Raw genomic sequence first — 14132 nt, 5'->3', positions numbered from 1 at the left:
GATCGAAGAAGGTGTAGCCGTGCGAGGTGATCTCCTCGCGATCGTAACGCAGGACCACCCCCACCGTGAGGTTCGGAATCGGCTTGTAGGTGTCGCCGAAGTAGAGGCCGAAATTGTCGCTGCCGGCCGAGTTGGAAGCCTGCTGTTGGACCGGCAGGAACGCAGAGATGACGCCGCCGATCTGTCCCGTGTTGAGGTTCTGGCCTCCGGTTTGAAGCTGCCAGAAAGGGCGCGCCTGGAAGCTGGCGTCGTAGCCTTCCTGCTCCACGGACATTCCCACACTCATGTCGTGCTGACCGAAGAAATCGGGCACGAAATAGGAAATATCCTCCTTCAGGGTGTCCCGGGTCCGGCTGTCCTCATAGGTCAGGTTATAGGGTCCGATAAGCGTGAGGTTGTTGAAGTTCAGGAGGTACGGCTTGTCGGCCGCGAGCGGCGCGGTGTACTCGCCGACTTCGGGGGTGCCGTTGTTGTTGCGATCGACCCAGTTGGGGAAGGGATTGTCGTCCAGGAAGTGGTTGCCGTTGCGGTCCTCGGTGTCGAGCACGCCGTTCCCCCTGGTGCCGGGAACGAAGCCGCCGGGGCACGCCGAGGGGTTATCGCACGGGATCCCGCTATCCTCGACGGGATCCACCACGCCGTTGTCGTTCGTATCCGTCTCGAAATCGAGATGACCGTTGCAGTTGATGTCCTCGCGATCGTTCCCCTCGCAGCCGAGGGGCCCGGTGAGCCGTTGGTCGTGATCTCGATCTTCGAGACAGGTCCGCTCGCCCGTGATCTCGTCGAAGGTGCAGTTGGAGAGTTTCCCGTTGCCGTCGAAATCCTCGAATACGTCGAACTTGCCGTCCTGGTCGAAGTCGAGTCCCGGATCCGCTTCGCGCAGCTGGATAAAACCGTCCTGGTTGCCGCCCAGCAGCGGGTTGCCATCCACCGTCAGGTAGCCGTTGCCGTTCGTGTCGGGATCGATCGTCGGGATCTGCTGGAACGAGTTGTCGAACCGCGAGATCGTGGAGGTCAGCGAGAAGTTGGGGGTGAAGATGGCGTTGTCGACCAGCGTGATGGTCGGACCGCCGCGCTTCTGCGTATACCCCGACTCCAGGTCCACGCGGCTGCCCAGGTTCTGGTTATCGAAGGAGAGATCGTCCCACAGGGCGGTCATGGACAGCTTGTTGTTGGAGCTGATTTGCCAGGTGAGCTTGCCGGTAACGCGCGCGTCCTTGAGAGTCTGAATGTAGGCCTGTGTCCCGGCGTTGACCGGGAACTCCTCATTGTTGTACTCGGGCGCGAAGTAGTACCAGAGGTGGTCTTTGACGAAAGCGCCGGAAACCGACAGAAATGGATAAATCGTGTTGAAGGAAAGATCCCGGAAGCCGTCGGTTTCGCCGAGACCGCCGCGCAGCTCGGCGGGATCCACGCCGGCCCCGTCGCCGTCCAGCCGGTAGGTCCGCATCTGCAGCGTGAAGCTTCCCTTGAACTCGTTGCCTCCCGACTTGGTGACGATGTTGACGAAGCCGCCTTGCGCCCGGCCGAACTGCGCGCCGGCGCCGGCCGTGATGACTTCGATTTCCTCGATCGACTCCGTGTTCAGGTTCTGCCCGAAATGGCCGTCGAAGGGATCCGTGGTGCTGACGCCGTCCACCAGGGTGACGACGTCGGTGTCACGCGCCCCGTGGATGTTCGGGTTGCCGGTGTCGTTGACGTCGGTGACGCCGGGCGCCAGGGTCAGGACGTCCTGATAATCGGTGCCCAGGATGGGAAGCCCCGAGATGAACTCGGAGGTGATGGTGGTGCTGATCTGCGTCGATTCGGTGTTGACGGTCTCTTCCTTGCCCTCGACCCGGACCCGTTCCTTGAACTCTTCACGCAGGGTCACGTTCTGGACGACCGTCTTGCCCGAATAGACTTCCAGGGTGAACTCGATCTTCTGATAGCTGGGAAGATTGACCCGGAGCGTGTAGCCCTTGCCGGGCGGCACCGGGGTGATACGGAACTCGCCCTGGGCGTTGGTGACTCCGCCCAGGCCGACGATACCAATCGATCGGTTTTCGAGAGTGACGGTGGCTCCCGGCAGCGGGCTCCCATCCTTGTCCACGACGATCCCCTTGACCGTTCCGGGGGAGGTCTGCGCCAGGATCATCGATGTGGAGGCTATTAATAGGATGGCTGACAGGAGCGCCGGAAGACCCGAGGTCTTGGCCTTGTTCATGGAAGCTTCCTCCGGACTGCGCACGCTGAAAGAGGATGGGAACGCTCGTTCCAGCTCGGAAGACCCTCCCCCCGGGCGGTCTTCCTTACCTCGATCTTAATTAAGTAAGCAGGAGCTTGCATTCTATACGGGACGAGAAATTCAAGTCAACGGTCAATAAGCGGAACGGGGTGAAGCAGTTACGCCGCCATAAAAAAATTTTTCTTGCGCGGCTGATCGGTATAGTACGACCATCCTGAGCGTTGTCAAGGAATTGTAACCCGCGCCTTGCGGATCTTGTGCAGCAGTCCTACATCCCGCGAGGGGGACGTACTCCAAGCCTTTTGATCTTCTCGTTGAGGGTGGTGGGCTTGATACCGAGCATCCGGGCGGCCCGGCGCTGCACCCCCTGCGCGCGCGCCAGGGTCTGCTCGATGAGCTCCTTCTCGAAACGGGCGACGGTCTGCGAATAGGAAAAGGCGCCTGCGGCAATCTCGGAGGAGGGGATCTCGACCGTCGGCGTGGCGCCCGAGCGGATCTCCTCCGGAAGGAGATCGGGACCGAGGGTGCCGCCATTGCCCAGCACGACCGCCCGCTCCAGGACATTCTCCAGCTCGCGAACGTTGCCGGGCCAGGAATGCCGCATCATGATGTCGAGGGTCTCGGGGTGGAGGCGCGGAGCGGGCCGCAGGTTCTCTTCGCCGAACTTGGCCAGGAAATGGTCCGAGAGGAGCGGGATGTCTTCGCGCCGGTTGCGCAGGGGCGGGAGCTCCACGACGATCACCTTGAGCCGGTAATAGAGATCCTCGCGGAACTCGCCTCGCTCGACCAGCTCCATGAGGTCGATGTTGGTGGCCGCGATGATGCGCACATCGACGCGCACGCTCTCGACCGCTCCGAGCGGCAGGAACTCGCGCTCCTGGATGACGCGCAGCAGCTTTGCCTGGACCTCGGGGTGGATCGAGCTGATCTCGTCGAAGAACAGCGAGCCGCCATCGGCCACCTCGAACAGCCCCTTCTTCGCGGTCACGGCCCCGGTGAAGGCCCCCTTGCGGTGCCCGAAAAGGTTGCTCTCCAGCAGGTCGGCCGGCACGCTGCCGCTGTTCACGACGACGAAGGGGCGATGCGAGCGCGAGCTGCGGTGGTGGATGGCATGCGCCACCAGCTCCTTGCCGGTCCCGCTCTCCCCCTGGACCAGGACGGTGCTGCGCGTCGGAGCGATGCGATCGAGCACGCTCTGGAGATCGAGCATGGCCTGGCTCCTGCCGATGATCTCGCCGTCGCGCGCCCGCCAGGAAAGGGCCCGCCGCAGCGCCCGGTTCTCCGAAAGCAGGCTCTTCTGGCTGAGGGCGTTGCGCACCGTCAGCAGGACCTCCTCGTGGCGGAACGGCTTCGTCAGGTAATGGAAGGCTCCTTCCTTCATCGCCTGGACCGCCGTCTCGACGGAGCCGAACGCCGTGATCATCACGGCCATCTGCTCCGGGTCGCGTGCCTTCACGGCGCGCAGAAACTCCAATCCGCCCATGACCGGGAGCATCATGTCGATGAAAAGCAGGTCGAAGGAATCGCCCTCGATGGCGGCGAGCGCCTCCTCGGCCGAGCCGACCACGCTCGGCTCGTGACCGGCCTCGGACAGGAGCTGCGCGAGGACCTCCCGGATGACGGCTTCGTCCTCCACCACCAGCACGCGAGCCTGGTGCCTGGAGGTCGACTGGGGCGCGCTCATGGGCGCCCGGTCCCGGCGCCGTTGCGCCCGGCCAACGGCTCCAGGACGTAATTGCGCACCACGAGCTTCATTCTTCCCACGTAGATGTCCTTTTCCATGATTCCGACGAAGCCCTCCTTCTCGATCTCCAGGATGTAGTCGCGCGCCTGAACCACCCGGCAGAAGCAATACTCCCCTACCGCGTCGGTGATCGCCGTTTGCAGCAGATCGCCTCGTCTCAACGAAACCTTGGCCCCCTCGATTCCCCGCCCGGAGCTGTCGAGGATCTTGCCGGTCAAACCGCCCGGCGGAGTCCCGGCGAGGCGGTCCGCGGTCTCGCGGTCGGCAGCGCAAACCGTCGTGGTCCCCAGCAGACATCCCAGGAGGAGCCAGGCGGCCCGGCGGCTACGCAACGGGAGCCTCGATCCGGGCCGCATCCGAGAGAACCGCCGGAATCTTCACGGTGAAGGTGCTTCCGGCGCCCTCCACGCTCTCCACCGCGATCTCTCCGCCATGCTCGCGCACGATCTCCCGGACCACCGCGAGCCCCAGACCGTTGCCGCCGGCGCGGCCGCTGAAGAAGGGCTTGAAGATCCGCTCCAGGTCGCCGGACGGAATGCCGATGCCGTTGTCGGAGACGCGCAGACGCAGCGCCTCCCCTTCCCGATCGATGGCGATGCGAATCTCGCCTCCTCCGGGCAGGGCCTGCGCGGCGTTCATCAGCAAGTTGATCAGCACCTGCTGGAGCTTGCCGCGATAGCCGCGAATCGCCGGCAGGGATGGGGCGCGCTCCACCCCGACGCGGATGCGCTTCCCCTTGAGCTGGGGCTCGAACAGGGCGAGGCTCTCGGCCACCACCGGCCCCGGGTCGAACTCGGCGGGGTCTTCCCGATCCTTGCCCCGCACGAAGTTGAGCACCGAGCCGGTGATTCCCGCCGCGCGGAATGCCTGGGTCTCGATTTTTCGAAGCAGCTCCATCTCGGGAAGACGTGATTTCATCCGGGACATGAGGATCTGGGCGTAGCTGGCAATCCCCGTGAGCGGCGCGTTCACCTCGTGCGCCACCTGCGAGGCGAGCAACCCCATGGATGCCAGATGATCCTGCTGCAGCATTCTCTCTTCCTGGCGCACCTGCTCCGAGACGTCATCGAGCGTGTACACCATGCCGGCGGCCGGCGAGCCTCCCAGCGGGGAGCGCGTGGCGTTGATCACCCGCTTCGAGCCGTCCAGGGCTCCGAAGGAAAAACGAAACACTCTTTCCCGCTCCGCCTCTCCCGCACCGCGGGCGGTGCGATCCAGGAGCATGAGCAGTCCGCGGGGCAGCAGATCGGCGATGGTGCGGCCCACCGGCCTCGCCACGCCCAGCACGGCGGCCGCGGCGCGATTGGCCGCAGTGATCCTGCCGGAGCTGTCCGAAAGGAGGATGCCGATGCGGCTCGATTCGAGGATCGCCTCCGTCTCGCGCCGCAGGGATGCCTCGCGCCGGCCGCTCGTCTCGATCTCCCGGTAGAGTCGGGCGGCCTCCACTCCTCTCGCGACCTGCGTCGCCAAGGCCGCCAGCGCGTCGATCTCCAGGCCCGAAAGGGGCGACCCGTCCCGATGCGCCCCGAGGGCAAGAAAAGCCACCGGGACTCCGCCCGTCACCAGAGGAAACAGGTAATGACACCCCCGACCGCACAGCTGGTCGCGGATTTCCGCGGCAAGGCCCTCGCCTCCTGAGTGGAGCAGCACCACTTCATGGCGCGCCAGGATCCGGCGGTCCGGCTCTTCCATCGTGAAGCTGATTTTCCCCAGGAGGGGGCCCCCAGCCTCCTCGTAACATCCCGATCCGCCGCCGTCCACCAGGAGATGGACGGTCGCCATAGAGAGCGCCTCCTGCAGCCCCGCGCCGAGGCGCTGCGCCAGCCGCTCGATGCGGAGCTCCGTCCCCAGGTCCTCCCGGAACCGGAGCATGAGCCGCATCGTGTCGGGGCTGCGCGATCCGAGCAGGCGGTCCACCCATCCGGAGAGAGGGCGATGGCAAAGGAGCGCGAGCCCGCTGGAAAGGGTCAGCGGCAGGAGGATCTCGGTGAGGACGCCCCCGGGGGAATCTCCAAAGAGCGCCGAGAGAAGGTAGGAGCCGAAGATTCCTCCGGCCAGGAAAAGCGCTCCCGTGGCGCTGCCGCGCACCACCACCCGCAAGGATCGGTCCAGGTCGACGCTGCGGTCCTGGAAAAGCGTCGCGGCAAACCCCAGCGGTCCCACGGCCAATGGAAGCAAGGACAGCTCTCCGAGCGGGCCCGGCGGTATCCCGAGCGCCAGCGGAAGTAGATAGAGGAGGGCGGCGGGAAGGAGGCTCGCCACGGCGGCGGCGCCGGCGGAAGTGAGGCGCCATCGCGTCCGGGCCCGCGTCGAGCGCCACAATCCGAGGCACAGCAGGATTACCGGGTATCCGGCCGCCAGCGCGAGGTAGGCGAGCTCCAGCCGATCCTTGAAGCGAATCGCCCGCACCGGATCGCGGAAGGTCAGGGCTCCCTGCAGAGGAATCAGGTAGATGGCGAGTCCCAGCAAAGCACCCGCGGGCAGGAGAAGCCAGCGTCCCCGCGGCGTCGCGACGAACAGCTCCTCGTCATCGAGGGTGAGAAGGCGGACGAACGCCAGGAGGAAGACGGGCAGCAGCAGCCTGCCGGACAGATCCCCCCAATAGAAGATCCAGCTCAGGCTCCCCGAGGCTCCGGCGGGCGACAGCACCAGCACCGACGCGAGGCAGAGACAGAAGCCATACAGAGCGGAAGAAGCCGGCTCGTACGGCAGCTTCCAGAGGGCCAGACTTCCAGCTCCCAGCGCCGCCAGGCCCGCAATGAAAAGGTAATAGGAGATCCGGTTTCTCCCATCGGTGGAGCGGGGCACCACCTCGACTTCCACCGGTCCCCCCTGACGCAGCACCCGGTAGCGCGTGGGGATTCCCTCGCGGCCCGACAGAATCTCTCCGAGGTCTTCGCCGTGCGGCGTCTCATCGCCGATGGCCAGCAGCTGATCGCCGGGGCGCAATCCGGCAGCGTCCCCCGGGCCCCGGGCCTCGACGCGCGCCGCTTCGAGCCGCTCCCCGTGCGCCAGCCAGACGACGCCATCCTCCGCCCGCAACGTCGCGACGCGCTGCATCAGGCTCAGGGTGCCCAGATAGGCAAGGAAGGCCGCCGGCAGCAGGCAGGCAAAGCGCCGTCCGCGGCTCAAAACGTCACCCCCACGCCGCCGCTGAACCGGTGGATCTTCCCGGGACCTTCAGAACCCGGCAACGCCGCCTCCTGAGGATGGGCCTCACGAGCCACACCCTGGTAGCCGAAAAGAACCCGCCAGGAGCCGGCCCCACGGTCGGAAATCATCGGAATAGGCTGAAACACGACCAGATTGACCTGCGAGGAGACTTCCGCCCCGGCAGCCTCGGAGCCATCGAGCTTCGTGTAGTCGAGATGAAGGCGCGTGTCGGTCTTCAGAACGCTGGCGCTCGCCCGCAGGGTCAGATAGCGGGCGCTTCCCTCCCTAAGGGACTGGACCGGCGCTTCGCCCAGCAGGCTGCCGACCCGGCCCACGACCTTCCCTCCATCCGACTCGAGGGTCCCGCGCACGCCGTGAAGCTCCTTGCTGACGGAAACGCCAATCTCCTGGGTCCAAGAGCCGGGATCGGCAAGCAGGGCCGAGGGGAAGGTCTGAGTCGCCGGGTCGCCCGCGCCCGTCGGCATCTCGGCTACCAGGGCGTTGCGATGCACGTGGCCGCCCACGACCCAGGCTCCCTCGAACCTCCGCGAGGCCTCGGCATGGTAGCCCAGCGCCGAACCGGGGAGGTCGCTCCCTGCCTGCGCCGGTTCCTCCGGGCCCCCCCCGGCGCCGCGCACCAGGATCCATCCCTGCACGAGGGAAGAGTCGCTCTCGCGACGCGCGCCGACGCGCGGAACCAGCAGCACCGATCTCCCCCAGGCCTCGGAGGCATGCGTCTCCAGTCCAAGGAGGAGCTGAACCGAGCCGGCAACCTTCCAGGCGTCCTCACCCGAAAACGACAGCGACCAACCTCTCTCTCCCGCCTCGATGACGCCGGCCTGGATCGGGGCGATTGCCCACCCTTCGTCTCTCATCTCATAGCGGTAGATCCGGGTCCTGGCGGCCACCGAGATACGATGGTCGCGGGGCAAGGAGGCCTGGTAGTCGGCTGCCGCGCTCCAGCGCCAGTCAGTCAGATCCCCCGCGTCCGGCGCCGGGACCGGGTTGGTCGAAAGCTGCGGCATCCGGGCCTGGGCGCGCACCATGTCGGTTCCGACTCCCCATCGGTGAGCCTCGTTGACCTTGCGCGTGTAATTCGCGGCATAACCCAGAGTGCGTACCTCCTGGTCAGCCGGAGCAATCTCTCCGGGAAAACCTTCGGCGCGGTATCGATCCCGATCGAAGCGGGCCTGGACGTCGATCGAATCGGCGGGGGTGAGGCGGTAGTTCATTGCGAGCTTGACCCGGTTGGAGCCTTGATCGGTCTCGCTCCCCGACTGCGCGGCGAGCCTGCCGTCGGTGGAAAGGGTCCGGGCCATTCCTTGCAGCTCCCAGCTCCCTCTTCCCTGCAGCTCTCCCACGAACTGGAGCTCCGTGCTGCGGCCGGTCGATTCGGGTGCCTGCGCTCCGGTTCCCAGCGCCGCCAGTGTCGAGGTGTACCACTGATTGACGTCGCCGCGCACCGGTAGTCGGTGTCCGTTGTCAGCGGTGACAGGAAAACCGGGATCTCGGGGGGACGCCGCGGTCGGCGCGGACGGGGTCTCGGCAATCCGAACGGGGACCGCGTCCTCCTCTTTCAAGACATCCGCCGTCGGAAGCTGGAGGACCCAGTCCATTTTCCCGGCCGCCGGGCCCGGCACTCCCGCACCGGCTTCAGAAACCAGTCGGATCGACAGCAGGGAGAGAAGGGCGGAGTTAACACGGGCGAGATGGAAGCGATATCCCGGCTTGCTGAGCGCCAGCATGTAGCTCCCCGCCGGCAGCGCCGCAAGGGTAAAGCGCCCTTTGGAATCGGTATGCAGCACGGCCGCCGGCCCGTCCGATTCCCCGACAGGAAAAACCAGGACTTCCACCCCCGGCACCCCGTGGCCCACCAGATCCAGGACCGCCGTCGCCGGCTCAAGGAGCAAATCGGAAGGTGCAGCCGCCGCCTGAATGAGATGTGGGAAGGACACGACGAGGAGGAGAAGCAAGATCGGGTTGCGACAGCCTTTTCGCAGGGTGGGACCTCTCGAGCGTGTGACGGGCGGATCGAAAGGTTTCAGCCATCCAGACGCGGCGTTACCTTAATCGAATCAGCAAGCTATGTCAAACAAGACGAACCCGGAAGGGGCTCAGAAAACGGTCAGAATCTCAAGGCGGTACCGGACCCTTTCCCAACCTTCGCGGGAGGGTGATTCGGCGGCGGATTCGAGCTCGATCGAAACCGGCAACCCCGAGGTGAAGAGGTAGTTTCCCTGATGGACCACCGGGTGGGACAGCTTGCCATCCGGCAGCAGGGTGGAGACTTCACCCCCCACCTCGACCCCGGCACTGAGGGTCCGGCCCGATAGAAACCTGGGGATAACCTTGATTTCCAGCTGTTCCTGGCGCGCCCGCTTCGTCTCTCCGGTCCCGGGAAGGGGGACGATTCGGTCGAAAGTCGCCGACGCGCCGGCCCCCGGCAGGGCCAGCAGCCGGTGATCGGCCAGCACCGTCTCTCCGGCCTCGCTCACCTCATAGAGGAGACAGGAGACCTGCACCGGAGCGGCGTTTTCCTGGGCTTCCGAGAGGTCCGGGATGGACCAGCGGATATTGAGGGTGGCCTTGAGTCCCGTGACGGGAGACTCGTACACGGTCGCCAGCTGGGAGGCGCCAGGACCGATCTCGAGCGCCAGCTCGCGCGTAATCTCGTCGCGGGGCAGCGGACCGCCTCCCGAGAGCGCCAACACGCGAACCTTTGACTTGAGGAGCAGCGTGAGTCCTGCGGCGCCCAGGTCGACCACCCTCAGCTCCGCTTTCAACCCGAGCTTCTCGACGACGCGCCGCGTGGCATCGGCACGCCCTTCGAGCGTGATCTCGCGGCTCAGAAGCGCCCCCTTGCCGACGAACAGGCGCGCCTGATCCTCCGCCAGCGTGCGCGTTCCGTCCGCGCCGACGCGCAGGGTGTCGACGCGCAACTCGACCGGCGAGATGGGAAGAGGAGAAGGAGGAGCCTCGGCGCGCGGCGCGCCGGGGAGCAGCATCGCGAGAGGCAGGAAGAGGAGCCGTCGCCACGAGGCGGTCACGAGCGGGATTCTCCCTATCCGCGGGCTCGCGGTCAACCGCCATGGCTTTTGTTGAATTCTGGATCGCCATCCTCTATAGTCGGCCGCGGATCGACGCGCCGCGTGCGATCGGAGGAGCCATCGTGAGCATCGAGCTCGAAACCGTGCGCCACATTGCCCGTCTGGCCAACCTCGAGCTGTCCGACGAGGAGCTGCGCGTGATGGCCCGCGAGCTGAGCGCGATCCTCGGTTACATCGACAAGCTGAACGAGCTGGATACGGCGCGGATCGAACCCACCTCCCACGTCACCCGGATGGAACGGGCATTTCGGGAGGACCGCGTCCTCCCCTCCCTGGAGGTCGAGCGCGCTCTCGCCAATGCCCCGGAGACGAAGGACGGACACTTCACCGTCCCCAAAGTCATCGGCTGATCGTCGCCCCGGCGAGACGGCGCCTTCAATCCCATGTCGGATCTCCACCGCCACACCGCAGACCGGATTCTCGGGCTCATCCGCTCGCGCGAGATCTCGGCGGTCGAGGCGGTCTCCGCCTGCCTGGATCGCATCGAGCGGCTCGATGGGCGCCTCGGGGCCTTCCGCCTCGTCCTGAAGGACGACGCGATGGCGCGCGCGCGCGCCATCGACGTCCGCTTGGCACGCGGCGAGGATGCGGGGCCGCTGGCGGGGCTTCCGGTCGCGGTCAAGGACGTGCTCACCCTGCGGGATCACCCCACGACCTGCGGATCGAGGATCCTCGAGAACTTCGTCTCTCCGTACGACGCCACGGCCATCGAGCGGTTGCACGACGCGGGGGCCGTCATCGTGGGCAAGACCAACATGGACGAGTTCGCGATGGGCTCCTCCACGGAGAACTCCGCCTACGAGAAAACGCGCAACCCGTGGGATCCCGACAGGGTCCCCGGCGGGTCGAGCGGCGGCTCGGCGGCGGCGGTGGCCGCGGAGATGGTGCCCATCTCCCTGGGGACGGACACCGGAGGGTCGATCCGGCAGCCGGCGGCCTTCTGCGGCGTCGCCGGTCTCAAGAGCACTTACGGCCGCGTGTCGCGCTACGGGCTGGTGGCTTTCGCCTCGTCGCTGGATCAGATAGGTCCCTTCGCCCGCTCGGTGGCCGATCTCGGCCTGGCGCTGCGCGCTATCGCCGGCCGTGATCCGCGCGATTCCACTTCCGCCTCGGTCGAGGTCCCCGACTTCACGAGTGAATCCGGCTCCCCGTTGAAATCGCTGCGCCTCGGAATCCCGCGGGAGTACTTCCCGACGGGGCTCGACCCGGAGATTGCGGGGGCGGTGCGCGCCGCGCTGCGGCGGGCGGAAGAGCTGGGCGCCCGGGTGGAGGAGGTGTCCCTGCCCCACACCGACTACGCCATCCCGACCTACTACATCATCGCCACCGCGGAGGCCTCCTCGAACCTGGCTCGCTATGACGGGGCACGCTACGGCTTCCGCTCTCCGGACGCGGGCGATCTGGCCTCCATGTACCGGCACAGCCGCAACGCCGGGTTCGGAAAGGAAGTGAAGCGACGCATCATGCTGGGCACCTACGTCCTGAGCTCCGGCTATTACGACGCTTATTACCTCAAGGCGCAAAAGGTCCGCACCCTGCTGCGACAGGATTTCGAGAGGGCTTTCGAGAAGGTGGATTTGATCGCCACGCCGACGACCCCTTCCACCGCCTTCCGCTTCGGCGACAAGACCGACGATCCGCTGCAGATGTACCTCTCGGACATCTTCACCGCCACGATCAACCTGGCGGGACTTCCCGCTCTCTCCCTCCCCTGCGGCCTGTCGCGCGAAGGGCTGCCGATCGGATTGCAGCTCATCGGTCCCGCCTTCGGTGAGCAGCCTCTGCTGCGCGCCGGCGCGGCTCTCGAAGAGACGCTGGGCTTCCGGGACCGGCACCGGCCGGCCGGATGGGACGCCTGAAGCGGGGATGCTGCACCGCACTCTCCTGGTCGTGCTCGCACTGATGATCTTATCTCCCGCTCCTCCCCGGGAAGAGGCGACCGCTCCGGCCGCGACGCAGCCCACCGCCGGCGGTCCCTCCCTGCAGCTGCCCGAGAGCCTGCGCACTTTCGAGGTCAGCCCCGAGATACGCATCTACCTCAGCGTCGAGAACTCGCTGTTCCTCGAGGTCCTGCGGCCGAGCGGGGAGACCGACGAGTCGGTGGCCCGCAAGGTGCTGCGCGACCCGGCGCGCTGGGAGGCCCTCAAGGCGTTCAACCCGGAGCCCGCCGCCCCCGGCAAGCGCTACGTAATGATCCCTTACGAGGACCTGCAGGACAGCTACAAGCTGCTGACGATGGTGCGGCTGTTCCCCGAGGATCGTCTGGAAGGCGACTTCTGGCTGCATCCCGTCGGCAAGGGGCGCATCCCGACGGCCGCGGAGAGCCTCTGGCACATCGCCCTCTGGCTGACCGGCGACGGGAAGAACTTCGAGGCGATCGCCGAGATGAACGACCTGAAGGACCTGACCCCCGTCGCCGGAGAGGTCCTGCGCATCCATGTCTCGCTGCTGCTCCCCTTCCTCACGGCGCCGCCGCCCCTGGAGGTGGGCGACCTGCGCTTCGGCCGGGACGATCAGGGCGACTACGCCGCCTACCGCCTCAAGAAAGGCGAGGCGATCTACTCGGCGGTCGTCGTCCGCTTCACCGGGCTGCTGGACCCCGACGACGTGAACCAGGCGGCCAGCCGCGTGGCGCTGCGCAGCGGCATCGACGACGTGCGCACCATGGCGGTCGGGGCCGAGGTCAAGATTCCGCGTGACATGGTGCTCCCCGAGTTCCTCCCCCCCGCGGATCCCCGGCGGATCGAGCTCGAGCTGAGCCGGCGCGAGGTCGAGCGCTTCAAGAACCAGGCGGTCAGCCGCCACCTCGAGGGAGTGACGGTGATCCTCGATTCCGGCCATGGTGGGCGCGACATCGGCGCGGCGCGCAACGGTGTCTGGGAGAGCGACTATGTCTACGACGTGATGTGCCGGGTGAAGGCGCGGCTGGAGAAGACCACGGCGGCGCAGGTGCTCGTGACGATCAAGGACGCCCAGTACGGCTACCGCATCTTCGAGACGCGCAAGATCCCGCTCAACCAGAACGAATCGATCCTCACCACGCCACCGTTGAAGCTGGATTCCTCGGCCCCCAACGAGGTGGGGGTGAACCTGCGCTGGTACCTGGCGAATTCCTACTTCCGCAGCCTGGCGCGCAAGGGGGTGGACGCCGACAAGGTGGTGTTCGCGTCGATCCACGCCGACTCGCTGCATCCCAGCCTGCGCGGCTCGATGATCTACGTGCCCGGCGAGGGGTACCGCGGCCACACCTACGGCTTTCGCGGCGCGGTCTACCACGCCCGCAAGGAGGTGCGCGAGCAGCCCTTCGTCTCCTTCACGCGCGAGCAGCGGCAGCGCTCCGAGGGATTGTCGCGCGAGTTCTCCACCAACCTGCTGCGCGCGCTCAAACAGCGGGGCGTGCGCATCCACCCCTACGAGCCGGTGCGCGACCGGATCATCCGCCGCACCCGTCCCTGGGTCCCGGCGGTGCTGCGCTGCAACCAGGTCTCGGTCCAGATCCTTCTCGAGGTGTGCAACATCAACAATCCCGAAGACGCGCGGCTGCTCACCGATCCGCAGTTCCGGCAGAAGATCGCGGACGCCTTCGTGGATGCGCTGCTGGCCTATTACGCTTAGTGTTGCGTATCAGAAATCACGTTGACACCGAATCCGCCGAGCCGCCCGGATTGCAAGGCGCCGCGGCCTATGGGCCGCTCCACCGATGAAGCGCCGCATACCTGGGTGGTTATGCCAGCGAGACGCAACGCCGCAAGCCGGGATCGACAGCATGGCGCTGTCGCTCTTAATGGACGACGGCCGAATGTAACGGGATTTGGGATACGCGACACCTAAGCTTCGGGAAGGATGCGCTCGCGCACGAGCCGGATCGGGATCGATCCGTCCTGCAGGAGCCGGTGGTGGA

Annotated in this window: 9 protein-coding genes; 3 read left to right on the top strand and 6 right to left on the bottom strand. The window is 66.3% G+C overall.

Features of this window, described 5'->3' with window-relative positions; genetic code table 11:
• From VFW45_14440 to VFW45_14415, 6 genes are all read right to left on the bottom strand, one after another.
• The coding region (locus tag VFW45_14440; GenBank protein ID HEU5181984.1) for a carboxypeptidase regulatory-like domain-containing protein at positions 1-2206 on the bottom strand (2206 nt) is incomplete at its 3' end.
• Positions 2207-2495: 289 nt separating this feature from the next.
• The gene (locus VFW45_14435) at positions 2496-3911 is read right to left on the bottom strand and encodes a sigma-54 dependent transcriptional regulator (GenBank protein HEU5181983.1); all 1416 of its coding nucleotides are present in this window, start codon (positions 3909-3911) and stop codon (positions 2496-2498) included.
• A complete protein-coding gene (locus VFW45_14430) occupies positions 3908-4303 on the bottom strand; it encodes a carboxypeptidase-like regulatory domain-containing protein (GenBank protein ID HEU5181982.1) in 396 nt (131 codons plus the stop codon). The genes VFW45_14435 and VFW45_14430 overlap by 4 nt, the downstream gene beginning before the upstream one ends.
• Positions 4296-7103 carry an ATP-binding protein gene (locus VFW45_14425; GenBank protein HEU5181981.1) on the bottom strand — a complete coding sequence of 936 codons (2808 nt, stop codon included), beginning with the start codon at positions 7101-7103 and terminating at the stop codon, positions 4296-4298. The genes VFW45_14430 and VFW45_14425 overlap by 8 nt, the downstream gene beginning before the upstream one ends.
• On the bottom strand, positions 7100-9097 hold the full coding sequence (locus VFW45_14420; GenBank protein ID HEU5181980.1) for a carboxypeptidase-like regulatory domain-containing protein: 1998 nt from the start codon (positions 9095-9097) through the stop codon (positions 7100-7102). Before VFW45_14420 ends, VFW45_14425 begins: the two co-directional genes overlap by 4 nt.
• A 141-nt stretch (positions 9098-9238) precedes the next feature.
• Positions 9239-10171 carry a hypothetical protein gene (locus VFW45_14415; GenBank protein ID HEU5181979.1) on the bottom strand — a complete coding sequence of 311 codons (933 nt, stop codon included), beginning with the start codon at positions 10169-10171 and terminating at the stop codon, positions 9239-9241.
• A 122-nt stretch (positions 10172-10293) separates the two neighbouring features.
• On the opposite strand from VFW45_14415, the gene gatC reads away from it, so the two are divergent.
• The 3 genes from gatC to VFW45_14400 are packed head-to-tail and all read left to right on the top strand — an operon-like array spanning position 10294 to position 13846.
• Entirely contained in the window at positions 10294-10581 is a 288-nt protein-coding gene (gene gatC, locus VFW45_14410) for an Asp-tRNA(Asn)/Glu-tRNA(Gln) amidotransferase subunit GatC (protein ID HEU5181978.1), read from the top strand.
• A 33-nt stretch (positions 10582-10614) separates the two neighbouring features.
• Complete coding sequence (gene gatA, locus VFW45_14405) at positions 10615-12090, top strand: Asp-tRNA(Asn)/Glu-tRNA(Gln) amidotransferase subunit GatA (GenBank protein ID HEU5181977.1); 1476 nt, start codon at positions 10615-10617, stop codon at positions 12088-12090.
• A 7-nt stretch (positions 12091-12097) separates the two neighbouring features.
• On the top strand, positions 12098-13846 hold the full coding sequence (locus VFW45_14400) for an N-acetylmuramoyl-L-alanine amidase (GenBank protein ID HEU5181976.1): 1749 nt from the start codon (positions 12098-12100) through the stop codon (positions 13844-13846).
• Positions 13847-14132: the final 286 nt, after the last annotated feature.

This window comes from Candidatus Polarisedimenticolia bacterium (assembly GCA_035764505.1).
GTDB lineage: Bacteria > Acidobacteriota > Polarisedimenticolia > Gp22-AA2 > AA152 > AA152.
This window is presented reverse-complemented; position numbering and strand designations above follow the sequence as displayed.